Origin of the sequence: Maricaulis maris (assembly GCF_049116555.1) — a bacterium.
Taxonomy (GTDB): domain Bacteria; phylum Pseudomonadota; class Alphaproteobacteria; order Caulobacterales; family Maricaulaceae; genus Maricaulis; species Maricaulis maris_C.
Window position 1 is genome coordinate 274,908 of sequence record NZ_JAGDYT010000001.1, and the last position, 22,967, is coordinate 297,874.

18 protein-coding genes are annotated in these 22,967 nt (G+C 60.0%); 15 read left to right on the forward strand and 3 right to left on the reverse strand.

Annotated features, from left to right (window positions below; genetic code table 11):
• Positions 1-2 precede the first annotated feature (2 nt).
• The 4 genes from JXQ94_RS01180 to JXQ94_RS01195 all read left to right on the forward strand — a co-directional run bounded on the left by JXQ94_RS01180 (position 3) and on the right by JXQ94_RS01195 (position 6,299).
• Entirely contained in the window at positions 3-1,313 is a 1,311-nt protein-coding gene (locus JXQ94_RS01180; protein ID WP_421921998.1) for a UDP-glucose dehydrogenase family protein, read from the forward strand.
• Positions 1,314-1,398: 85 nt separating this feature from the next.
• A complete protein-coding gene (locus tag JXQ94_RS01185) occupies positions 1,399-2,919 on the forward strand; it encodes a phosphomannomutase/phosphoglucomutase (protein WP_421921999.1) in 1,521 nt (506 codons plus the stop codon).
• A 173-nt stretch (positions 2,920-3,092) separates the two neighbouring features.
• Positions 3,093-5,108, forward strand: a complete 2,016-nt coding sequence (locus tag JXQ94_RS01190) for an acyltransferase family protein (protein ID WP_421922000.1) — start codon at positions 3,093-3,095, stop codon at positions 5,106-5,108.
• A gap of 51 nt (positions 5,109-5,159) precedes the next feature.
• On the forward strand, positions 5,160-6,299 hold the full coding sequence (locus JXQ94_RS01195) for an acyltransferase family protein (protein ID WP_421922001.1): 1,140 nt from the start codon (positions 5,160-5,162) through the stop codon (positions 6,297-6,299).
• 17 nt (positions 6,300-6,316) lie between these two features.
• Here the strand turns inward: JXQ94_RS01195 and JXQ94_RS01200 are convergent, their stop codons facing one another.
• Complete coding sequence (locus JXQ94_RS01200) at positions 6,317-7,567, reverse strand: hypothetical protein (protein WP_421922002.1); 1,251 nt, start codon at positions 7,565-7,567, stop codon at positions 6,317-6,319.
• A 78-nt stretch (positions 7,568-7,645) separates the two neighbouring features.
• On the opposite strand from JXQ94_RS01200, the gene JXQ94_RS01205 reads away from it, so the two are divergent.
• The 5 genes from JXQ94_RS01205 to JXQ94_RS01225 all read left to right on the forward strand — a co-directional run bounded on the left by JXQ94_RS01205 (position 7,646) and on the right by JXQ94_RS01225 (position 13,639).
• On the forward strand, positions 7,646-8,503 hold the full coding sequence (locus tag JXQ94_RS01205; RefSeq protein WP_421922003.1) for an ABC transporter permease: 858 nt from the start codon (positions 7,646-7,648) through the stop codon (positions 8,501-8,503).
• Positions 8,494-9,246: an ABC transporter ATP-binding protein gene (locus JXQ94_RS01210; RefSeq protein ID WP_421922004.1), complete on the forward strand. Its 753-nt coding sequence runs from the start codon at positions 8,494-8,496 to the stop codon at positions 9,244-9,246. Before JXQ94_RS01205 ends, JXQ94_RS01210 begins: the two co-directional genes overlap by 10 nt.
• A gap of 336 nt (positions 9,247-9,582) precedes the next feature.
• Positions 9,583-10,020: a hypothetical protein gene (locus JXQ94_RS01215; RefSeq protein WP_421922005.1), complete on the forward strand. Its 438-nt coding sequence runs from the start codon at positions 9,583-9,585 to the stop codon at positions 10,018-10,020.
• A gap of 140 nt (positions 10,021-10,160) precedes the next feature.
• Positions 10,161-12,725: a glycosyltransferase family 4 protein gene (locus JXQ94_RS01220; protein WP_421922006.1), complete on the forward strand. Its 2,565-nt coding sequence runs from the start codon at positions 10,161-10,163 to the stop codon at positions 12,723-12,725.
• A 77-nt stretch (positions 12,726-12,802) separates the two neighbouring features.
• Positions 12,803-13,639, forward strand: coding sequence for a sulfotransferase family protein (locus JXQ94_RS01225; protein WP_421922007.1), 837 nt, complete (start codon positions 12,803-12,805; stop codon positions 13,637-13,639).
• A 20-nt stretch (positions 13,640-13,659) separates the two neighbouring features.
• On the opposite strand, the gene JXQ94_RS01230 is transcribed toward JXQ94_RS01225, so the two are convergent.
• The gene (locus JXQ94_RS01230) at positions 13,660-15,018 is read right to left on the reverse strand and encodes a hypothetical protein (protein ID WP_421922008.1); all 1,359 of its coding nucleotides are present in this window, start codon (positions 15,016-15,018) and stop codon (positions 13,660-13,662) included.
• On the reverse strand, positions 14,910-15,794 hold the full coding sequence (gene rfbA / locus JXQ94_RS01235; RefSeq protein ID WP_421922009.1) for a glucose-1-phosphate thymidylyltransferase RfbA: 885 nt from the start codon (positions 15,792-15,794) through the stop codon (positions 14,910-14,912). Before rfbA ends, JXQ94_RS01230 begins: the two co-directional genes overlap by 109 nt.
• Positions 15,795-15,936: 142 nt before the next feature.
• Between rfbA and rfbC the strand changes: the two genes are divergently transcribed.
• The 6 genes from rfbC to JXQ94_RS01265 all read left to right on the forward strand — a co-directional run bounded on the left by rfbC (position 15,937) and on the right by JXQ94_RS01265 (position 22,921).
• Entirely contained in the window at positions 15,937-16,503 is a 567-nt protein-coding gene (gene rfbC, locus JXQ94_RS01240) for a dTDP-4-dehydrorhamnose 3,5-epimerase (RefSeq protein WP_421922010.1), read from the forward strand.
• A gap of 29 nt (positions 16,504-16,532) precedes the next feature.
• On the forward strand, positions 16,533-17,594 hold the full coding sequence (rfbB, locus tag JXQ94_RS01245) for a dTDP-glucose 4,6-dehydratase (protein WP_421922011.1): 1,062 nt from the start codon (positions 16,533-16,535) through the stop codon (positions 17,592-17,594).
• Between the two features lie 11 nt (positions 17,595-17,605).
• Positions 17,606-18,475, forward strand: a complete 870-nt coding sequence (rfbD, locus tag JXQ94_RS01250; RefSeq protein ID WP_421922012.1) for a dTDP-4-dehydrorhamnose reductase — start codon at positions 17,606-17,608, stop codon at positions 18,473-18,475.
• A 101-nt stretch (positions 18,476-18,576) separates the two neighbouring features.
• Positions 18,577-19,809: a glycosyltransferase gene (locus JXQ94_RS01255; protein WP_421922013.1), complete on the forward strand. Its 1,233-nt coding sequence runs from the start codon at positions 18,577-18,579 to the stop codon at positions 19,807-19,809.
• Between the two features lie 31 nt (positions 19,810-19,840).
• Positions 19,841-21,661: a glutamine--fructose-6-phosphate transaminase (isomerizing) gene (gene glmS, locus JXQ94_RS01260; RefSeq protein WP_421922014.1), complete on the forward strand. Its 1,821-nt coding sequence runs from the start codon at positions 19,841-19,843 to the stop codon at positions 21,659-21,661.
• Between the two features lie 132 nt (positions 21,662-21,793).
• Positions 21,794-22,921, forward strand: coding sequence for a DegT/DnrJ/EryC1/StrS family aminotransferase (locus JXQ94_RS01265; RefSeq protein ID WP_421922015.1), 1,128 nt, complete (start codon positions 21,794-21,796; stop codon positions 22,919-22,921).
• The last annotated feature ends 46 nt before the right edge of the window (positions 22,922-22,967 follow it).

Genomic DNA, 22,967 nt, shown 5'->3' on the forward strand with positions numbered 1-22,967 from the left:
TTATGCGCGTCGCAATGATCGGAACAGGCTATGTCGGGCTGGTGTCCGGCGCGTGCTTTGCGGATTTCGGACATGAAGTTACCTGCGTCGACAAGGACGCAGCAAAAGTCGAAACGCTGAAATCAGGCGGCATCCCGATCTACGAGCCGGGCCTCGACATGCTGGTAATGCGCAATGTGCGCGAAGGCCGCCTGTCCTTTACCCAGGACCTCGAGGAAGCAGTCAAGGCCGCCGATGCGGTTTTCATCGCAGTGGGGACACCCTCTCGTCGTGGCGACGGCTTTGCCGATCTCAGCTATGTTTACGCAGCCGCCAAGGAAATCGCACAGGTGATGGACGGCTATACGGTGGTCGTGACGAAGTCGACGGTTCCGGTCGGAACGGGTGACGAGGTTGAGCGCCTCATCCGCGAAACGCGACCGGGCGCTGACTTCGCCGTTGTCTCCAATCCGGAATTCCTGCGCGAAGGCGCCGCCATCGACGATTTCAAGCGGCCGGACCGCGTGATCGTCGGCACCGATGATGATCGCGCCCGGACGGCGATGAATGAACTCTATCGCCCGCTTTTCCTGAACGAGACACCAATCGTCTTTACTTCGCGTCGGACCTCCGAGCTGATCAAGTATGCGGCCAATGCTTTTCTCGCGATGAAGATCACCTTCATCAACGAGATCGCGGACCTTTGCGAGAAAGTCGGCGCCAATGTCCAGGAAGTCGCCAAGGGAGTCGGGCTCGACAACCGGATCGGCGGTAAATTCCTGCATGCCGGCCCCGGCTATGGTGGCTCCTGCTTCCCCAAGGACACGCTCGCCCTGACCCGTACCGCTCAGGAAAATGACGCGCCCCTGCGCTTGATCGAAACGGTGGTCGAGGTCAATGACGCCCGCAAGCGGGCCATGGCCAGCAAGGTCATCGAGGCCTGCGGTGGCGATGTGAACGGCAAGACCGTCGCCATTCTGGGTGTGACCTTCAAGCCGAACACGGATGACATGCGCGATGCGCCGAGCCTGGAAATCATTCCGGCTCTGCAAAAGGCCGGGGCCACGGTTCGGGCCTTCGATCCCGCCGGCACTGTTGAAGCCGAAAAGCTTCTCCAGAATGTCGAATTCGTTTCCGGTCCGTACTTCTGTGCGGAAGGGGCCGATGTTCTGGTGATCATTACCGAGTGGAACGAGTTCCGGGCGCTCGACATGAAGCGCCTGAAGTCAACCATGAAGGCGCCTGTCCTCGTTGACCTTCGCAATATTTACACGCTGGAAGAAGCGACCAATGCCGGTTTCGCTTATACCAGTGTTGGACGCCCCGAAGGCTGAATCAGAAACACTCGTCGGGTACAGCCCGTCGGGCTGTGCGCGTCGCGAGACCCACCCCGACTGTCACTCAAGAAGCGGTGTTCCCATGACGATCAAGCCCCATGCCAGCCTTGCCCCCAATTCCTGGGCTTTCGAAAATGAAGCCCTGATCAAGCCAACCGGCTTTCGCGAATATGATGCGCGCTGGTGGTTCGGGCATCCCGGTTCAGACGTGGCGCCGGACCTGAACCTGTATGGTGTTCAGACGCTGGGGATGGGCCTCGGTACGCTGATCCATGAACTCGGCGTGGCCCCCAAGATCGTCGTCGGTCATGATTTCCGCAGCTATTCCCTGAGCGTGAAGCTGGCCCTCGAGGTCGGCCTCATGGCCGCGGGAGTCGAGGTGCACGATATCGGTCTGGCCCTTTCGCCGGTTGCCTACTACGCGCAGTTCGACCTGGATATTCCCTGCGTTGCGATGGTCACCGCCAGTCACAATTCAAACGGCTGGACCGGTGTGAAAATGGGGGCCAACCGGCCGCTGACCTTCGGCCCGGACGAGATGAGTCGGCTGAAGGAAATCGTCCTCTCGGGCGAAGCCAAGACGCGATCCGGCGGCGGCTATGTGCGCCAAGCTGGCGTGACAGAGCGCTATCTTGCCGACGTTGCCGAGGACGTCGCCATTTCCCGCCCGCTCAAGGTTGTCGCAGCCTGTGGCAATGGCACGGCTGGCGCCTTCGCGCCGCAGGCACTGCGTGCCATGGGGGTCGAAGTGGTCGAGATGGATTGCGAGCTGGACCACACTTTCCCGCGCTATAATCCGAACCCCGAAGACATGAAGATGCTGCATGCCATGCGCGACGCCGTGCTGGAGCATGGTGCGGATGTCGGCCTCGGTTTCGATGGTGATGGCGACCGCTGTGGCGTGATCGACAATGAGGGCGAGGAAATTTTCGCCGACAAGATTGGCCTGATGCTGGCGCGCGATCTGGCGCCGCTTCATCCTGGCTCGACCTTTGTGGTCGACGTGAAATCGACCGGCCTGTTCAGCATCGACCCGATCCTCGCCGAGCATGGCTGCAAGACGGACTACTACAAGACCGGTCATTCCTACATCAAGCGCCGCTCGAAAGATCTGGGTGCGCTGGCCGGGTTCGAGAAGTCCGGCCACTTCTTCCTGCAGCCGCCAATCGGGCGCGGCTATGATGACGGCCTGGTCGCCGCGCGCGCCGTCTTGCAGATGCTGGAACGCAATCCGGACAAGTCGATGGCTGATCTGCGCCGGGCGCTGCCGGTCAGTTTCGGATCGCCGACCATGTCGCCGGCCTGCGCCGACGAAGAGAAATACTCGGTGGTCGAGAAGATCGTCGCGGAGGTGTCCGACCTTGCGGCAGCCGGCGGCAAGCTTGCGGGGCGATCCATCGTCGATGTGAACACGGTCAATGGCGTGCGGTTCACGCTTGAGGGCGGTGCCTGGGGTCTTGTTCGCGCGTCATCGAATACGCCCAATCTGGTGGTGGTCGTCGAGAGCCCCGCGTCGCAGGACGATGTTGCGTCGGTCTTCCACGCGATTGAAGGTATTCTGGCCCGCTATCCGGACGTCGGTGAATTTGATCAAAAGCTGTAGGCCGGGCGAGAATTCGCCTATGCCAACAGGGAGGTGGTCTTCCTCTTTTGGATCGAATATGAAGGCCGCTGAAAGAGTTCGGGGGCGTCAGCAGAGTTCGAGCGCCGTTTTGGGTGCACCGGCAATATGTCGGGTATCCGGTGGAGACTTGCGCTGCACATCATGTGGTTTTGATGATCAAGAAATTCCTTGCGATGTTCGGAATGTCGGCTGCGTATGGCGACAAGGTATCCGGAAACTACCGGCCTGATATTGACGGCATGCGTGCGCTCGCCGTGCTGCCAGTCTTCCTCTACCACATGGAATTGGGAATTCTGCCGGGCGGATTTGTCGGCGTCGACATATTCTTCGTGATCTCAGGCTACCTGATCTCCGGAATTCTGCTTCGCAGCAATGAAGGTGGCAGTTTCCAGTTCAAGGAATTCTACGCCAAGCGTGCGAAGCGCATTCTGCCGGCTTTCTATGTGACGGTCGTCCTGACGCTTCTGGCCGCGGCTCTGATCATGCCGCCCCGCTTCTTTGCCGAGGCCGGTGAGTCGGCCTTTTATGCCATCCTGTCGCTGTCCAATATCTACTTCTGGCTGACTTCGGGCTATTTCGACAGCGATGTCATAAACAAGCCCTTCCTGCATACTTGGTCGCTGTCGGTCGAGGAGCAGTATTACGTCCTGTGGCCAGCCATTATCCTCATCATCTACAAGCTCCGGGCCCGGGCGATTTTCCCGTATCTCGCCATTGCGCTGACCGTTGTCTCCTTCGCAGCAGCCCAAGCCATGCTCCGGGATCACGCCGCCGCTTCCTTCTATATGCTGCCATTCCGCTTCGGTGAGCTCGCACTCGGCGCCATCGCAGCCTGGTATCGACCGCAGTTGATGCGGCTGCCCAATGTCGTCCGGGAAATTACGACCGTGATCGCCTTGGTCATGATGATCGGGCCGATCCTGGTCTACACGTCAGAAACGCCTTTCCCGGGGCTGACCGCGCTCATTCCGTGCCTTGGGGCTTTCCTGATCTGCGGTGTCGGCGCCTCGAAGGCGTCCGGCGCCATGTTCTGGTGGCGCCCGTCGATTGGTGTCGGGCTCGTATCCTATTCGATGTACCTGCTGCACTGGCCGGTGATCGTCATGTATCACAGCTATTTCGGCGAGATGCCGGATTGGGGTGCGGGCGCGATGATCTTTGTCGGAGTCTCGCTGGGCTCCTATCTGATGTACCTGTTTGTGGAGCAGCCCTTCCGAGGTGAAGCCGCCGCCCGGATGAGTCATGCCTATGTCGGCTTCCTTGGCGCCATGGGTGCGCTGGTCCTGATCGTCGCGGCGGCGATCGTGTGGACCCAGGATGGCTGGCCCGGCCGGTATGGCAGCAATGTCGTGGAGCTTCAGGCGATCAACTCGGAACAGCGCGTCGCTCGCGCTGCGGCCCTGCGTCGCGAATGCCATCTGCAGGGAACGGATCAGCGTCATATCAACCGTCTTCGCGTTGAAACCTGTCTTGCGCCGGGTCAGGCCCAGCCGAATGTTCTCATCATTGGCAGCTCTTATGCGGCGGATGATGGGGTGGTTCTGGCCCGGGCCTTCCGCCGGGTGCACTGGATGCAAATGACATCGCCGGGCTGTGTCCCAGTTCCGGGCGTGGAGCAACGTGCGCCGGCCTGCCGGATCATTTCCGGGCATTTGGGCGACGCCTTCGAGGCCGGGTTGCGGCCTGATTATGTTGTGCTGTCCCACAATTGGAATGTCGCATCAGTGTCGCAGCTCCAGGAGGCCCTGGACTATTATTCGGAGCGTGCCGGCCAGGTTGTCGTGCTCGGGCCGCGCGGACGCTTGCGGGCGGAAGTGCTGGATATTGCGGCTGATGTCCGTGGTGAACTGGCCGACTTCATGCTCGACAGCCAACATCAGGCTGCTGACCTGGCTGAGGTGCAGGCCGGACTCGCTGCTGCAGACTGGCCGGAGAATGCGTCACTCTTCCAGATTGCCGATTTCCTGTGGGACGAGAACCGGCTGCCGCTCGAGCCTGTTGAGGGACGGTTGTTCTTCATCGATGACGGACATTTCTCGGTCGAGGGAATGGAATACTTGGCGCGGCGCCTGCGTCGTGAATACCAGACGTTCGAGGGCTTCGCGCGAGCGGTGGCCGACGGCCCAGCGGTGGGTGCCGAAACGGACAATGAGAACGGCGAGCAATAAGCCGGGCCGGCGCGTGCGCTCGGGCGGATGTCCATCAGGAAGGACGGTTACATGAAGAAGACCATCATTGATCCGCTGACATCTGCACGCGGTTTTGCGGCAATCTATGTGGTGATCTACCACATCAAGGATCGCCTTGGTGAGTTCGCTTTGTCGGACTATGCCCCGGCGCTCTCCTATGGATGGCTGGGCGTCGATTTCTTCTTCATCCTGTCGGGTTTTATTCTGTGCTACGTCTATTCGGCGGACTATGCGGGCGGCAAGTTTCGCTTTCTCGATTTCATTCTGTCGCGGGTCGCCCGTATCTATCCGGTCCACCTGGCGACGCTATTGATCTGGGTCGGGCTCGGCGCATGGGCCGGCTTCCTGTGGTCCACTGACCGCTTCGGTGTGTCCGGATTCGTGCTCAATATCCTGATGGTTCATGCGTGGAATGTCCTGCCGCAGAATACGTGGAATTTTCCGGCGTGGTCGATCAGTGCTGAATGGCTCGCCTATTTGTTCTTCCCGGCTCTCATGTTTGCGGTGACGCGCATCAAGAACCATATCGTGATCAATATAATCCTCGTCATCGTGTTGATTCTGGCGCTCCAGGCATTCATTTCCATCCTGCCGGGGCGGCGCTTCAACTGGACGTATGAGTGGTCGATGGTGAGAATTCTCTGTGAATTCACGGCCGGGATGTTCCTGTTCCGGATCTACCAGCACCTCAAGCCGAGCTATGTCTGGGATGTTGTCGCGGTCCTCGCCATTGGCGCCAGCGTTTGGTTGCTGATTGCCCGACCAGACCTTCCCTGGCTACAGGTAGAGACCGCAGTCGTTCTGTTGACCGCACTCAGTGTCCTGGCCTTCGCCTGCATGAAGGGAGCTGTGGGCAGCCTGCTTTCGCTCGCGCCCCTGACCTATCTCGGTCGCATCAGCTACTCGATGTATATGTGGCACGCGGCACCGCTCTTCGTGATCGGCATCAGCCTGCGTCGCAATTTCGAGGGCGAGCTGAGCTTTGCCCAAGGCGGACTCCTCTTTGTGGTCTACCTCGCCACGGTCGTGCTCGGAGCGGTCCTGCTCTATCATTTCGTCGAGAAGCCCGCGCGCAACATCGTGCGTCGGGCCGGGTCCAAATGGCTTGGCCGGGAAGCACGCCTCGAGATCGAGCGCGCGGAAGCCCGCGCCGCCCGGGCCTCGACCTAAAGGCGGCCTGATCCGCCCTACACGGCGGCGCGGAGTCTGCGAACCTTGTCTGCAGTCCGGTCATAGAGCTGGTCGAGCCAGGTTCGTGCGGGCAGGAACCCGGGTTGAAGCCGATGTTCATCAAGGCCGTGGCTGTAGAGCCAGGCCCGGAAGGCGCGGCGTCCGGCCGGGCTGTTGAGCGGGAAAGCGCGTTGCAGGTCCGGCCGAGACTCCCAGACTTCCGCGCAATAGCGATTGAGCCCGGGGAAGCCGGACGGTGCGCGGCACAAAGCCGTCAGCTCCGTCGGCCTCGGTGAGGCCTCTGGCGGTTCTGGGTATGCGTGCCGGTAGACCCGCCGGACAAAGGGGTCGAGGCGAATATCGCCGTAGGTATCGAAGCCATAGGCGATGGATTCGTACCGGTTGTGATCGGCGTCGTTGATCCGTTCCAGATAGGTGTCGAGCAGGGATCTCAACGCGCCGAGTTGCCCTGCCTGGTAGCGTGTCTGGTGTCGCGAGAACACGTCGCGATCTTCCGGTGCGACGCCGGAGAAGTGGAAAAAGCGCAAGACGGATCCGGCGGCATGCCAGTCGCCCTTGTCGTCCCGTGTTATGGGCCGGTGCGCGAGATTCCAGTAGGCGGCGTTATAGCCCGGGTGGGAGAAAACCCGCAGGCCGGCTAGGTAGGAGGGCGCGAGGTCCATGAATTTCTGGTCGACGAACAGACCGGCCTCGAGGTCGACAATGCATTGTGTGGACAGGCGTGTGGCCCACCAGTCCAGGAAACGCGCGGTCGCTGGCGTGTCAACAAAGGCGCAGAAGCCCAGATTATAGGCACCTGTGCGAAGAAGGCGGATATCATCAATGGCGGCATCGTCGCCCGGCGGTACGCAGGCATGCGGCGTCAGGGCGCCATCTACGCCGTCTGTATCCAGCAGGTCAAACAGCTCTTCAAAGGCCGAGACGACAAGGATGTCTGGGTCGAGAAAGATGGCCTGGCTGGTCGCCGGTTCGGCAAGAAAATGGCGCAATGCGAAGGGTTTGAGTGCGGTGTTGAACTCCATCACGGAGTAGCGAAGCGACATGTCGGGCAGCATGTCCAGCCCGAGATCGGCCGGTGTCACGACCGGGAATTCGATCGGCCCGGCCTGTGTCAGCGCAGTGTCCGAGTCCGCGATCACGATCCGGAAGTCCGCGCCCGGATGAGCGGCGCGCAACGACCGTCCCAGTGTGAGCGCATAGGCCAGATAATTGACCGAGCAGATCGTGAAATAGGTCCTGTGCCCCATGGGTCTTTCCCTTGCCATGTGCCGTTTGGGGGCTTCCCCCTACGCTCGACTATGCTAAGCCGTTCTGGAGCTTGAGCCTTGGAAGTTCAAGCCTTCAGGCAGGTCGGGTGCGGCGCGATGTTGGTAGTAGATGATTTGACGGCTTCGACCCGCTCGCTTCGGTCGTGGGCCTATTTTGGTCTGAAAAAGCTTCAGCTTGATAACCGTCGGACATTCCTGGGCAGCGGCTGGCTGGTTCTCAGCTTCGCGCTGACCGTGCTCGGCGTCGGATTGTTGATGTCTGAATTGCAGGGCCTGGTTTTTCGCGAACACGTCCGATACGTCGCACTGGGCTTCGCCTGCTGGAACTTCATTTCGGCAGCAATCGTCAGCGGTTGCTCGGTTTTTCTGAATAATCGCAGTTTTCTGTTGCAGTTGAGATTGCCGAAGACAGCCTTCGTGCACGCCCTGATGGTGCGCCTATCTTTCATTCTGATCCTGCAAATGCTCACAGCGATCGCCATCGCGCTCTTCTTCGGCTGGCGCCCGACGATGACCGCGCTCGAAGCACTGCCGGCGCTGTTGTTCTATATCTTGTCCGGTTACGGCGTGGCCCTGATGCTGGGATGCATCACGACCCGCTTTCAGGATATTGCCGAGTTGACCAGCTCCTTCATCCGTATTGCCTTTTTCTTCACGCCCGTTATCTGGCTCGCCGAGCGCAGGGCCGCGCGCTTCACCGGCGAACCGGTTCCTGAAGGCGAGTTTTCGGTGATGTCCTTTCTTTTTACCTGGAACCCTTTCGCACACTATATCGAGGTTGTTCGGGGGCCGCTCATGGGCGTAACGCCCCCGCTGATCAGCATGATCGTCGTCGGGGTCTGCACGCTGGTCCTGGTAGGGCTGGGCCTCCTGGCCTTCCAGATGTCGGGTCGGAGGCTGAACTATTGGCTGTAAACGAGGCTCCGGAAGTCGACCCCTCCATCGACGTCAAGCATCTGCGAATTGCCTATCCGATCCGGCGTGGCTTCAAGCGCGCTTCCGGCGAGAGCACGCATCATGTCGATGCGCTCCAGGATGTGAGCTTCAATCTCAAGCACGGTGACCGACTTGGATTGCTCGGGCGCAACGGGTCTGGCAAGAGCACGCTGCTCAAGGCGCTAGCCGGTATTTATCCGCCGTCGGGCGGGACGATTACAATCAAGGGCAAGGTGGCGTCGATCTTCAACGCGTCGCTCGGCTTCGTTCCACAGGCGACCGGTTACGAAAACATCCTGCTGCGCGGGACGTTGCTGGGCATGTCCTATGATCAGGTCCAGGCGCTGATCCCGTATGTGACCGAGTTCTCGGAGCTCGGGGATTGGCTGACCCAGCCCGTTGCGTCCTATTCGAGCGGTATGGCCCTGCGTCTTGCCTTCGCAATCACGACGGCGGTCGAGAGCGATATTCTGCTCCTGGACGAGTGGCTCGGAGCCGGCGACGCGCAGTTTCTTCGCAAGGCCAGGGCGCGTATGAGCGAACTCGTCGAGCGGGCCGGCATTCTGGTCCTTGCAACGCACAATCTCGGCTTGATGAAAAACACCTGCAACAAGGTCGCCGTCATCGACGAAGGCAAGTTGGTGCACTTTGGGCCTGCCGACGACATCATTCCATTGTACCAGAAGACGATGCAGCAAAAGAGGCGGGAACTTCTGGCCTGAGCAGCCATGGGTTTTGCCCGTGATTGCGGCACGACGGACCTGTGCGGCCACACAATGTGGCGAATTCCTGTTCCGCAACCAATTGAGTCTTGAAACCGGATTTACTATCGGGCATCACGCTCCACATCGTGCGGGAAGCCGCAGAAAATGTATTGCATCTGGCACCCGGCTTTCAGATCAGAATCTTGCTTGGCTGGGCGAGTTCAGGTGCTGCGACCAGATTAAATCGAGGCGCCACAGGGGGCGTCACATGAGGGGCTGACCATGTACTATCCACCGCACATCAAATCACTTCTACCATCTCTCTCAACGTCAGGGTCAGAGGCTAAGCTCTCGATGGGCGACCTTCGCAAACTCATAAGCCTTGCATTGCAGGGCGTGAAGGTGGATGCGGCCTGGTATCTCAATGAATATCCGGACGTGAATGTCGCGATCAATGAAGGCGTAGTGGAGAGTGCGCAGGCTCATTTTGAGAGTGCCGGATATTTCGAGGGGCGTTTCCCCTGTCGGCCGCAAGTCGATACGAAATTCTATCTTGAGCTATATGGTGATATCGCAAAGGCTCACGCTGAGGGCTATCTTGAGGATCCGGAATCCCATTTCCTGGAAGCGGGCTACAAGGAAGCGCGTGTCGGTACCAACTTCCCGGTTGATGAGGACTGGTACATGTCGACCTACAATGTGAAGCTCGATGAAGACAAAGCCAGCGCCAAGCAGCATTTTGACCAGGTTGGATATGTACGGGGATATCGCCCGTTTCCGCTGGACGTCTAGATTTCAGATTGGGTGCCTGTCGGGTGGTTTGTGGTTGTCTGACTCCACGCCAGGTCGAGTCGGGCAGGTAGATGTCACCGATCGGCATGTGAATCGTGCCAGGTCGGTTTGAATAAAGAAATCTCGCAGGGAGTGCTGACATGAGTGCAGGCCATACGTCACGGGTACATTTTACCATCTGTTCCCGGAACTACCTGGCTTATGCGCTGACCCTGCGGGACAGCCTGGCAGCCGCTGATCCCGACGAGAAATTTGTCATCATCCTCTGTGATCCGGCCGAGGGCGAACCGGTTGAGGGCATCGAGGGCCTGATCAGCGCGGAAGACATTGGGCTCCCCTATTACTGGGAAATGGCGCTTCGCTATGATGTCATGGAGTTCAACACGGCGATCAAGCCGTTCGTCATGCAATACTTCTTCGATCAGGGGTACAAGCAGGCCCTCTATCTGGACCCGGACCTCTATATCGTTCGCCCGCTCGAACACGTCTATGCCGCGCTCCGCCGCGGGGCGACCGGTGTTCTGACACCGCATACAACCGTGCCTCTGGATGACGGCTTGAAGCCGAGCGACCAGACGATCATGCAAAGCGGCATCTACAATCTCGGCTTTGGCGCGTTCACCAGCAAGCCGGAAGGTCGGGCATTCGTCGACTGGTGGGCGGATCGCTGCCGTGCGGAATGCATCAACCGCATCGAGGAAGGGCTGTTCGTCGATCAGAAGTTCTGTGACCTGGCTCCTGCTTTCATGCCGCAGCTCAAAATCCTGCATCACAAGGGCTATAATACAGCCTACTGGAACCTGGCATCGCGGCCGGTGGTGAGTGTCGGCGAGAATGAGTGGGAGTCAGGCGGCGACCCGCTTCATTTCTTCCATTTCTCAGGCGTCAAACCTGGCAATTATGATGTTTTCTCGAAGCATCAGGATCGTTTTCAGGTCGATAATATCGGCGATCTGAAAGGTCTGCTCCATATCTATCTCGATCAGCTCGAGGCAAACGGGCACAAGACCTTCTCCAAGATTCCCTATGCCTACAACCAGCTTTCCGATGGGACCGGCATGCCGCCAGAATATCGACTCATCCTGAACGATCAGGGCGTGTCAAACGAGTCGGCCAAGGCGTTTTTCGCGGACTCCGATCATCGCAAATTCCTCCGCGCTGACCCGCTCTACACCCAGCCAGGCATGGTCGATATTCCGCTGATCGTCGGTGCTGCGTATCGGCGCCGCGTCGACGTCCAGGCAACCTTCTCGCTGGCCTCCAATGAGGGAAGAATGGGTCTGATGGACTGGTTCCTCGGTGGCGGAGCCGCAGAACATCATATCCCCAAACCCTGCATCGCGGCCGCGGAAAGCCTTTGGGCGTCGAAGCGCGCGCTGATGGCGCAGTCGATCGCACCCACCGTCGCTGCAAGCCCGGGTGTGCCCGCGCCGCTTCTGCAGCCGCCGTCTCCTACGCTCAAGGACCGCGCCAAGGCCATTGCCCGCGCCACACTGCCGCCGAGCGTCCGGATGCAGATTCGTAGTGCGCTCGGCCGGTCGCGGCCAGTTGCCCCACGCCCAGACCCGCGCGCGAGTATCCATGTCGAGAAGGGCATGCCTTTCGGTGTTGGCCTGTTCGGCTACTTCATGACCGAAACCGGTGTCGGTGAGGGCGCGCGCAACGCGGATCGCGCGCTGGATGCGGCTGCTGTTCCACATAGTCGTCATGCCATCTCCACCGGAGGTGTTTTCAATGACAAGTTTGGCGTGCCGGAGGATTTTGATGGACCGGTCAGCGAGTTTCCGATCAACCTCTTCCACATCAATGCCGACCAGACGCTCCGCCTGGGCGAGCTCGTGGACCCGCAGAATCTGAGCGGCCGATACCGGATCGGGTATTGGGCATGGGAGTTGTCACAATTCCCGGATGCCTGGCTTCCGGCGCTCGAGAATGTGGACGAGATCTGGGCGCCGTCGAGATTTGTTGCCGATGCCGTTCGGGCGAAGACCGAGAAGCATGTTTTGGTCATGCCGCATCCGGTAGTCCCGCAGAAGGCTGACCCTCTTCGCGCCGAATTTGGTCTGCCTGATGACAAGTATCTGGTTCTGACTTCGCTGGACCTGAACTCCTTCTTTTCGCGCAAGAACCCGCAAGCCACGATCGCCGCGTTCCAGCAGGCCTTCCCTGAGGATGACGGGGTCCGGCTCGTGATCAAGATGCACGGTGGAAACCGGAGTTTCGACTCGGAGCGGGCCGAGATCGTCCGGTGGATCGAGTCAGACGACCGCATCATCGTTATCGATCGCGTTCTTGAGCGGTCTGAAATGGACAGTTTGCAGGAGGCGGCGGATTGCTTCATCTCACTGCACAGGTCTGAGGGCTTTGGCCTCAATGTTGCCGAGATGATGGGGCGTGGTAAGCCGGTGATTTCAACGGCCTATTCCGGCAGCAATGAATTCGTTCGCAAGGGCTCTGCCTACCCGGTCAGCTTTACCATGGCGGCTGTCGGGCCGGATCAGTATCCTTTCTGGCAGGGCCAGTATTGGGCCGAGCCATCTGTTCGCTCAGCGGCTGCCAGTCTTCGCGATGCCCATGAGCGCAGCAAGCAAAGCCTTGAAATCGCTGACAATGGACGACAATTTATTCACGAAGGATTCTCATATGATGCAATTGGTGGGCATATGACCCGGCGATTGCGTGAAATCTATGATGAATTCGGATAGTGATACGAATCGTCGGGTCGCTACCATTCCCAAAAGCGAACTGCACACTAATCTCGTCGTGTCAGACGGAGCCATGAATGACAATTTCGAACATTGACACCGGACCTGTTTATTACCGGCACATGCAATTCACGTCGGGCGCAAAAGTCCGAACCAGCCTGCCGAATCTGTTCGGTGTGGGCCCTGGGCGAAGCGGGACCAGTTTTCTGTACGGCCTGCTGGCGGCGCACAGCGATGTCTTGGTTTCGCCGGTAAAGGAAACCAATTTCTTTGGTGTCTTGCAGGAGGGTTACCGCAAGGGTGGGCTGTCGCTGCGCGACTATGAACGCCTCTTCGCCCACCCGGTCGAACGCGAATATACCTATATTGCTGAAGTTACGCCTGTTTATCTGTTCTCCCAAGGCGCGATCAGCGAGATCAAGAATGCCTGTGGCTATCCCAAGGTCATCGTCACGCTGCGGCATCCGATTGATCGTGCCCACTCGCAGTTCAAGCATCATGCCGAGCACCACAAACATCAGACCTTCGATCAGTATGTCGAGGAGGGCCTGGAGCAGCTGAGCCTGAATCCCCGCCGCCGCGGGCACTGGTTCGCCGCCGGGACCAATTTGCGTCAGTCACTTTATGCCGGAGATATCGCGCAGGCGTGGGAGCTTTTCGGGCGCGAGCGTGTTCAAATCCTGATGTATGAGGAACTCAAGACGAATCCGGAAGCTTGGATCAAGCGGCTGGCTGATTTCCTGGAATTGCCACTGGAATACACCGAGCACCAGGCAAAGCGCTATCGCAACGCGTCTCCTGAAGGACAGCTGGATATTGACCCGGTGTTGCATGAGCAACTGCGGGGGCTGTATCGCGAGGACATCAGCAAACTGGGTCTTATGGGCATTGACACCAGCCTCTGGACCTTGTGATCCCGGCAGCGGCGTAACTGTCAGAGATGGTTACGTTCTTGAATCTCTGTTGCGAGTTTCGAGAAATACTCGGATAGCGTCCGCAGGTAAGCGACCGTCTCTGACGGACCTCGTTTCTCCCCGAGGGCCTTCACGTCGATCTCGGGAAGATCGGCGCCGTCGAGGATCGCCATGGCGTCATTCAGGCTAAGATCGAGACCGACCGGGGCCGCCGGCCAGTCCATCCGATCCGAGACGCGCTGTACGATGCCTGGCTCAAGGCCATAGGTGAGATTGGTTGAGTTTGCCCAGCAGGCGACACCGAAATCGAGGCTCTTATTCTTGCGAGGTTGTGAGTCGTCTGCCTCGTCGGCCGCCAGCGGTATTCCAGTGGCCTCGCCGAACATTGCCACCGCATTGGACCCGGACACCAACTCCACCGCCGTGACCGCGTCGCGACCGAAAACTGTCGCAAACCGGTTGATGATTTCATCATGACTGTATGACCGTATGCGTTCAGCGAAACGCTGCGGCGTCACGAAGTACCGATCACCCTTCATGTGCTGGATCAGGGACGAGCGGATGAACTGCTCGCGCGGCCGGTAAAAGAAAACCACCTTGGTCACCAACAGTCGCCGCGCCAAGAGCGCGGCATTGAGGATGTCTATCTCCTTCACCGAGAAGGTGGACAAGTCTTCCCCGCTCAGGACAACAGTCTTGTCTGCGGCCTTGGCATGCTCCCGCTCGATCGTCGCAAAGGCGTCCGACATTTCATCGTGCAGACCGGTGCGGATCAGTCGTGACAGGTCGGAGTGCTGACCGCGATAATTATTGAAAATGAGCGGATAGAAGAAGTCGGCGCCATCCGTGTCGATGTCCGAAAACTGTCCTCGCATGAGTGACTGGATTGTTGATGAACCGGTCTTGTGCCCGCCAATGTGGAGGATGACCGGGATCGGGTTGTCCGGCACGGCAGGGGGCGCCCGCCGGGCTGTGGTCTTGCCGGCCGGATTGCGTTTGGTCGGGAGCTTGCTGCCGCCCGAGGTCGGAATATTGGGTGACGGCACCCGTCGGCGGATGGGCTTGTCGCCCGGCTTCGCACCTGATGCGTCGCCCCGGGCGGACGGCTGCCCGCGGTCCTGCCTCCGTGCACGGGCCGCTGCGCGCTGTTCGGGGGTTCGCCGGGGTTTGTCGGGATTGTCGGTCGGATCGGTCATGGCTACACACGAATGGCAGGTGGGGCGAAGGAGGCAGGGCAGGCGCCGTGGCGTCCTGCCCCGGTCGGTGTCTGTCAGCTCAAGGCGGGATGGTCCGGCTTGACGAGGGACAGAAGGTAAGAGCCGTAGACGGATTTCTTCATTTTCTCGCCCTGGGCAAGAATGGCGGCCTTGTCGATCCAACCCTCCCGATAGGCGATCTCCTCGAGGCAGGAAATCAGCAGACCCTGCCGCTGCTCGAGTGAGCGGACGAATTCCGCCGCCTCAACCAGCGAGGCCGGCGTGCCGGTATCGAGCCAGGCATACCCGCGGCCCAGGACTTCCACGTTCAGTTCATTGCGGTCCAGATAGGCCTGATTGACCGAGGTTATTTCGAGCTCGCCGCGCGGCGAGGGCTTGACCTGTTTGGCGATCTCGACGACCGAATTGTCGTAAAAATACAGCCCGGTAAGGGCAAAGTTGGAGCGCGGGTTCTCGGGCTTCTCCTCGATTGAGAGGACCTGGCCCTGATCGTTGAATTCAACAACGCCATAACGCTCCGGATCCATCACATGATAACCGAAAACGGTGGCGCCACCCGATATGGCGGCGGTGCGCTTGAGCTTCTCTGCAAGCCCGTGACCGTAAAAGATATTGTCGCCAAGGATAAGGCAGACCGAGTCGCCACCAATGAAATCCTCACCGAGGATGAAGGCTTGGGCGAGCCCGTCCGGTGATGGCTGGATCTGGTAGTGAAGCTCCACACCCCACTGCGACCCATCGCCGAGCAGTTTCTTGAATGCGGCCTGGTCTTCGGGCGTGGTGATGATCAGGATTTCGCGAATGCCGGCCATCATGAGCACGGACAGCGGATAATAGATCATCGGCTTGTCGTAAATCGGGAGCAATTGCTTGGAAACGGAGACCGTGATCGGGTGCAGCCGTGTGCCGCTCCCGCCTGCCAGAATTATCCCTTTCATTCGATCTTCCCCCGAAGCTTCGCCAAGTGTGACTGTTAGCTTGCAGGCGCGAATGTGTCGAGCACTCAACAGACAATTTCGGCAAGCGGTTTCAAGAGCGGCTCTGTTGGTGTAAGAGCGCGAGCTTGATCAGGGAGAAACCATGCAAATCCAGCGCCTCGACATTCCCGACGTTATTGTCGTAACGCCGCGCCGTTTCGAAGATGACCGCGGATTTTTCTCCGAAACTTACAATGAGAAGGCCTTTGCCGAGGCCGGTATCGATGCGGCATTCGTCCAGGACAATCATTCCTGTTCAGCTCAAACCGGTACGGTCCGGGGCCTGCACTACCAGACCCCGCCTCATGCGCAGGGCAAGCTGGTACGCGTGACCAGCGGTGCCATCGTTGATGTAGTCGTCGATGTGCGCCGTGGCAGCCCTCATTACGGGCAGCACGTGAAGGCGGAGATTTCGGCCGACAATGGCAGCCAGATCTGGGTCCCTGCCGGTTTCCTCCATGGATTTGTCACCTTGAAGCCCGACACGCATGTCACCTATAAAGTCACCGACTTTTATGATGGCAGCTGTGATGGCTCGGTCCTTTGGTCTGATCCGGCCCTTGGTATTGATTGGGGAATTGGGGAGTCTGAAGCCGTCCTGTCCGCCAAGGATGCCAAGGCCCAATCCTGGCACGATTTCAATTCGCCGTTTGTGTACGCGCCAGCTTGATGCGGACCTAGTTCCTCGGGAGTAATACCTTGAAAATTCTTGTTACCGGCGGGGCCGGCTTCATCGGCTCCGCAGTTGTCCGACGCGCTATCACGGAGCGTGGCTACGCGGTCGCCAATCTGGATGCGCTCACATACGCCGCCAATCCCGCCAATCTTGATTCCATCGCCGATCATCCGGACTACTCCTTTCACAAGGCGGACATCCGTGACCTCGATGCGCTCAACAAGGTGTTTGCCGAGACCGATCCCGATGCGGTGATGCACCTGGCCGCGGAATCGCACGTCGATCGTTCGATCGAGGGGCCGATCGCCTTCGTTGAAACCAATGTCATGGGCACGGCGAACATGCTGCAGGCCGCCCGTACGCATTGGGAAGGATTGGGCGGTGCACGCAAGGAGGCTTTCCGCTTCCATCATATCTCGACCGATGAGGTTTACGGCGCGCTGGGGCCGACGGGCTTTTTCACCGAGACCACGCGCTACGCCCCCAATTCCCCGTATGCGTCCAGCAAGGCGTCTTCGGACATGCTGGTGCGGGCTTGGGGCAAGACCTATAAATTGCCCGTCGTCATCTCCAACTGCTCGAACAATTACGGTCCCTTCCAATTCCCCGAAAAGCTGATCCCGGTTGTCATCCTGAAGGCCTTGGCAGGCGAAACCATTCCGGTTTACGGCGACGGGTCGAATGTGCGTGACTGGCTCTATGTCGACGATCACGCGGAAGCGCTGCTGACCATCCTGGAGCGCGGCCGGCTTGGCGAGATCTATAATGTGGGTGGCGATGCCGAGGTGAGCAATCTCGATCTAGTCAAGCAAATCTGCAAGATCATCGATCAGGAACTGGACCGCAAAACGCCAAGTGAGGACCTGATCAAGTTCGTCACCGATCGCCCGGGCCATGATTTTCGCTATGCGATCGATGCGGCCAAGATCAAATCGGAGCTTGGTTGGACCCCGTCGGTCACTGTGGAGCAAGGGATTGCTGAAACGGTGCGTTGGTATCTCGAGAACCGCGACTGGTGGCAGGCCATCCAGGCCCGCGGCCACCAGCAGGAACGGATCGGCCTCACAAAGGGTACAGGTGCGTGAAGCCGGTGCTGATGTTTGGCGCTACCGGACAGGTGGCGCGTTGCGTGATTGACCAGGCGACCGTGACCGGTCGGCCCTTGACGGCACTGTCGCGACAGGATGTCGACCTGCTGGATACGGATGCGATCCGTGCCGCGATCATGGCCGCTCCTGAGGGGAGTGTCGTGCTCAACGCGGCTGCCTATACCGCAGTCGACCAGGCGGAATCAGATGTTGCAGCGTGTCGGGCGGTGAATGCCGCGGCGCCGGCGGCCATGGCCGAGGCCTGTCAGGCGCGCGGTTTCGTATTCCTGCACATCTCCACCGATTATGTGTTCGATGGCACGAAACCATCAGCCTATCTCGAGGATGACCCGACAAGTCCGCAGGGTGTCTATGGCGAGACCAAGCTCGAGGGCGAAGCAGGGGTGCTGGGAGCTCACGACCGTGTCGTGATCCTGCGCACGGCCTGGGTCTATTCGCGCTACGGGAAGAATTTCCTTAAGACCATGCTGCGCCTCGGGTCGGATCGGGACGCACTGGGTGTGGTCGATGACCAGCGCGGTTGTCCGACCCATGCAGCAGATATCGCGGCCGCTCTGCTGATTGCCGCAGACGATCTCTCTGCTTCGGATGATCGTTATGGCCTGTACAATTTTGCCGGTCAGGGCGGTGCCAGCTGGGCCGATTTTGCGGAGCACATCTTCCAAACTCAGTCGTCCCGGTGGGGACGCCGCCCGGCGGTCAACCGGGTGACCACGGCTGACTACCCGACACCGGCAAAGCGGCCGGCCAATTCAATGCTGAACTCGGATCGTTTCAGTGCAGCTTTCGGCTACACTGCTCCCGTCTGGACCGAGAGCGTTGAGCAAGTCGTCCGGCAATTGGCGGATGAAGGCTGACCGCTGGCATCCGTCTTGCTTGCAAGTGATTCTGGGTTGCCACCGGCGCTGGCCGGGTAGACGATGAGTGACCGCTCGAGTGGGTGGTCGGGGGATGGATTTTGGCGAAATCGGCATTGAATTCGGCGATCCGGCACACATCTCGCCTCTGGAAACGCCAGAAGCTTGCCTCGCTCCGAGCCGATAATGTCGATCGAACGGGCCAGCCGACAGTCGTTGGTCTCTTCCGCGTCGCGAGCGGCATAGGAAGCGGCGCGCGCGTGGTTTTCCGGGCGCTTCAGGCGAGTGGCTATAATCCGGCCCTGATCGATCTCAGCGACCAGCTTGCACCTGGCCAGCCTGTGTTTGACTGGCAGCCACCGGCTCCGGCGGCGGCGGATGACGGGTGCGGGCCGGTTATTGTCCACCTCAACCCGCCCGAAGTGCCCTTCGCACTGTCCAGGCTTGGAACAGACAGGCTGCGCCATCGCTATCGGATTGGCATTTGGGCCTGGGAGCTCGAGCTCATGCCAACCGACTGGCAGGGTGAGGTCGCCTACTTCCACGAAATCTGGGCGCCGAGCGAGTTCACGGCCAGCGCGATCAGGTCCAAATCGCCGAATGCTTCGGTGAGTTGTGTCCATTATCCCCTGGCGGCCGACCAATTCGGGGCTGTGGATGTCGACACATGGCGGCGTCGGCTGGCTCCTGAAGGCGAGCGGATTGTCTTCTGCGCATTTGACGCAAGGTCCTCCATGGCGCGAAAGAACCCGGCTGCCGCGATCGAGATTTTCAAAGCCGCGGTCGGCGAACGCACCGATGTTCGTCTCGTGCTGAAAGTCTCGAATCTGGACTGGAATGCCGCAACGCGACGGGACTTGCTCGAGCAGATTGGGAAAGATCCCCGTATCCAGCTGCTGACGGCTACGCTCGGCACACCGGACATGAATGCGCTCATTTCGGCAGCCGACATTTACCTGTCACCTCACCGGAGTGAGGGCTTTGGCTTCATGCTGGTCAAGTCACTCATGGCCGGGGTGGACGTCATGATGACCAATTGGTCCGGCAACACGGATTTCATGGACCTGCCTGGTGCGCACCCCATTGGCTGTCAACTTGTCGCCGTCAATGACGCATCGGGTATCTACAACGGGACCGGCCGCTGGGCGGAGCCGGACACGGAAATGGCGACCCCCTTGCTGCGTGATTTGCTCGGACGGCCACGCGACCCGGCGCGCAGGGCTGAGATCGCTGCAGCCGCTGCAAGCCGCTTCTCGTCCGATGGTTGGGCGCAGCGATTGAGCCCTCAATTCAAAGCCCATACATTGCAAGGCGAATCGGCCAGTCCGATCTGATCGCCCAGACCTAATCCAGACTGGAGAGACCATGTGCGGCATAGTCGGTGTTGCCGGGCGGATTAACGCGGAATCCGTTCTTGTCGAAGGCCTTCGGCGCCTTGAATATCGGGGCTATGACTCGGCCGGGATCGCTGTCCAGACGGCGGAGGGACCTTTGCTTCGGGCGCGTGCGGCCGGCAAGGTCTCGGCGCTCGAGGCGGCGATGACGCCCGAGCTCACCGGGGCGACAGGTATCGCACACACAAGATGGGCGACCCACGGGGCGCCGACCGAGGGCAATGCCCATCCGCACAGGGCCGGGCGCGTCTGCGTCGTACACAACGGAATTATCGAGAATTTCAAGGTATTGCGCGAAACGCTCCAGAATGAGGGGCGTGAGTTTGCCAGTGAGACGGACAGTGAAGTGATCGCCCATCTGCTGGATCGCGAGCTCGATCGCGGACAGGCTCCCAAAGATGCGCTGCTGGCTGTCCTGGAACAGCTGGAAGGCGCGTTCGCCCTTGCCGCGATCATTGAAGGCGAGACAGACCTTGTCCTCGGGGCTCGGCGGGGCGCCCCCCTGGTTGCGGCGATCGGTGACGGGGTCTGCTTCCTGGCATCCGATATCATGGCGATCGCGGGCGAAGCGCGGTCGGTGATCTATCTTGAAGAAGGCGATGCCGCGGTTGTCCGTCCGTCCGGCGTTGATGTGTATGATTCCGCCGGCCAAGCCGTAACCCGCCCGCTCTCACCGGCGTCGGTGTCCATGGTGCTGGCCGAGAAGGGCAATCATCGCCACTTCATGCAAAAGGAAATCTATGAGCAGCCTGAAGTCGTGGGGCGCACGCTGGCCGCTTATGTGGATGCCGTATCCGGTTGTGTGCGTCCGCGCGAGGGTATCGATTTCAGCCAGATCACGCGCCTGTTCATTGTCGGCTGCGGCACGGCCTCCTACGCAGGGCAGATCGCAGAATACTGGTTCGAGGCCGTGTCGGGTCTCCCGGTCAAGGTCGATATCGCCTCGGAATTCCGCTACCGCAATCCCGCGTTTCTGGAGGGCGATGCGGCGCTTTTCATTTCGCAGTCAGGCGAGACCGCCGATACGCTCGAAGCGCTGCGCCTCTGCAAGCGTGCTGGATTGACGACAATAGCGCTGGTGAATTCACCGCATTCGTCCATGGCCCGCGAGGCCGATCTTGTTGCTCCCACCCTGGCCGGCCCGGAGATTGGCGTCGCGTCGACAAAAGCCTTTACGTGCCAGCTTTCGGCGCTCGCCTCGCTGGCAGTCCTGGCGGGTGCCCAGCGAGGACGGCTCAGCGCAGAGCAGCAGGCCGGGCATGTGGCAAACTTGATGTCAGTGCCGAGCCTGATGGCGGCGGCCCTGAAGATCGAACAGGAAATCGACGCGCTCGCCACCGAGCTCGCGCATGCCTCGATCGTGCTCTATCTCGGCCGCAATGAGTTCTTTCCGCTGGCTCTTGAGGGCGCGCTCAAGCTCAAGGAAATCAGCTATATCCACGCGGAGGGCTACGCCGCCGGCGAACTCAAGCACGGTCCGATAGCGCTGATCGAGGAAGATGTCGCTGTCATCGTGATCGCACCGCATGATGCCTTGTTCAACAAGACTCGGTCATCGATCCAGGAAGTCCGGGCACGTGGCGCGCGGGTGATTGCAATTACGGATGAGCCCGGCGCCAGTGAACTCGAGGGAGAGATCAGTGCCCAGCTTCTCTTGCCACGCCTTACCGGAATGGCGGCGCCAATCGTCTCGAGTGTCGCGGTGCAGCTCCTCGCCTATTACGTTGCCGTTCACAAAGGCACCGATGTCGACCAGCCGCGCAATCTCGCGAAGTCGGTCACGGTGGAATAACGTAATGTTTCGTGACTTTGTGCCCACGGGAGCGGCGTTTATAGCCGCTTGAGGGGTGAGTACTCGCCGCGAGGCCGCCCGTTCGCTGTTACCCATTCCCGTTACCCCGTCACATGCCATCCGGAAGCCGCCATGCCCGACATGATTTCCTTTATCGACCTGAAAGCCCAGCGTGAGCGCTTGAAGGACCAGATCGACGCTGCCGTCATCAAAGTGCTCGATGAGGGGCGCTATATTCTCGGCCCCGAAGTCGACGAGCTCGAGACCCGACTCGCCGAGTTTGCGGGGGCCGGACAGGCACTCAGCTGTGCAAATGGTACCGACGCGATCCTCATTCCTCTCATGGCCTGGGGCATCGGTCCGGGCGACGCGGTTTTCGTACCGGCCTTCACCTTTGCGTCGACGGCTGAGGTCGTTGTGCTGGCAGGCGCTTCGCCGGTGTTCGTCGATATCGATCCGGACACCTACAATATGTGCCCGGAAAGTCTCGCCGCCGCGATTGCGAGCGTCACCGAGGCCGGGGAATTGTCGCCCAAGGCGGTGATCGCCGTCGATCTGTTCGGCCAGCCGGCGAATTATCCGGCCCTGGCCCCGATCGCGCGGGAGGCCGGGCTGAAGCTGGTGTCCGATTGCGCCCAGGCTTACGGCAGTACGTTGGACGGCCAGGCGTCGCTTGCTTGGGCGGACGTCCTGACCGTTAGCTTTTATCCCGCCAAACCATTGGGCGGATACGGTGATGGTGGTGCGGTCCTGTGCAAGGAAGACGCGCTGTATGCCACCATGAAATCGGTCCGCGTCCATGGTGAAGGGACGGCCCGCTACGAATACGCTCGCATCGGTCTCAATTCTCGCCTCGACACAATCCAGGCCGCCATCTTGTTGGCCAAGCTTTCGGTATTCGGTGACGAGATCCGGATGCGCCAGCGTGTCGCTGATCGATATCGGAGCGGGTTCGGGAATGCCGTGAAGACACCGCATGTGATCACCGGAGCGCAATCAACCTGGGCGCAATACACGATCGAGGTGGAGCGGCGGGACGAATTCCGGGCGCACCTCGCGGCGCACGGCGTGCCAAGCGCGATCTATTACCCGATCCCGCTGCATCTGCATCAACCCTATTCCGGATATCCCGTCGCGCCGGGCGGTCTTCCGGTCACGGAGGCGGCCGCGCATCGTGTTGTTTCACTGCCGATGCACCCGGACATGAGCGACGCGGATATCGACCAAGTCATCGCCGCAGTCACCAATTGGGCGGGATAGGCGCGACGCCTCCCGGAGTGGTCAGCCCGTGTTTCGGCGCGGACTG

What these genes read in the sequence shown, in the direction of transcription:
- JXQ94_RS01180 (WP_421921998.1), top strand. Translation starts at nt 3, where the DNA reads ATGCGCGTCGCAATGATCGGAACAGGCTATGTCGGGCTGGTGTCCGGC.
- JXQ94_RS01185 (WP_421921999.1), top strand. Translation starts at nt 1,399, where the DNA reads ATGACGATCAAGCCCCATGCCAGCCTTGCCCCCAATTCCTGGGCTTTC.
- JXQ94_RS01190 (WP_421922000.1), top strand. Translation starts at nt 3,093, where the DNA reads ATGATCAAGAAATTCCTTGCGATGTTCGGAATGTCGGCTGCGTATGGC.
- JXQ94_RS01195 (WP_421922001.1), top strand. Translation starts at nt 5,160, where the DNA reads ATGAAGAAGACCATCATTGATCCGCTGACATCTGCACGCGGTTTTGCG.
- JXQ94_RS01200 (WP_421922002.1), bottom strand. Translation starts at nt 7,567, where the DNA reads ATGGGGCACAGGACCTATTTCACGATCTGCTCGGTCAATTATCTGGCC.
- JXQ94_RS01215 (WP_421922005.1), top strand. Translation starts at nt 9,583, where the DNA reads ATGGGCGACCTTCGCAAACTCATAAGCCTTGCATTGCAGGGCGTGAAG.
- JXQ94_RS01220 (WP_421922006.1), top strand. Translation starts at nt 10,161, where the DNA reads ATGAGTGCAGGCCATACGTCACGGGTACATTTTACCATCTGTTCCCGG.
- JXQ94_RS01225 (WP_421922007.1), top strand. Translation starts at nt 12,803, where the DNA reads ATGACAATTTCGAACATTGACACCGGACCTGTTTATTACCGGCACATG.
- rfbA (WP_421922009.1), bottom strand. Translation starts at nt 15,794, where the DNA reads ATGAAAGGGATAATTCTGGCAGGCGGGAGCGGCACACGGCTGCACCCG.
- rfbC (WP_421922010.1), top strand. Translation starts at nt 15,937, where the DNA reads ATGCAAATCCAGCGCCTCGACATTCCCGACGTTATTGTCGTAACGCCG.
- rfbD (WP_421922012.1), top strand. Translation starts at nt 17,606, where the DNA reads ATGTTTGGCGCTACCGGACAGGTGGCGCGTTGCGTGATTGACCAGGCG.
- glmS (WP_421922014.1), top strand. Translation starts at nt 19,841, where the DNA reads ATGTGCGGCATAGTCGGTGTTGCCGGGCGGATTAACGCGGAATCCGTT.
- JXQ94_RS01265 (WP_421922015.1), top strand. Translation starts at nt 21,794, where the DNA reads ATGCCCGACATGATTTCCTTTATCGACCTGAAAGCCCAGCGTGAGCGC.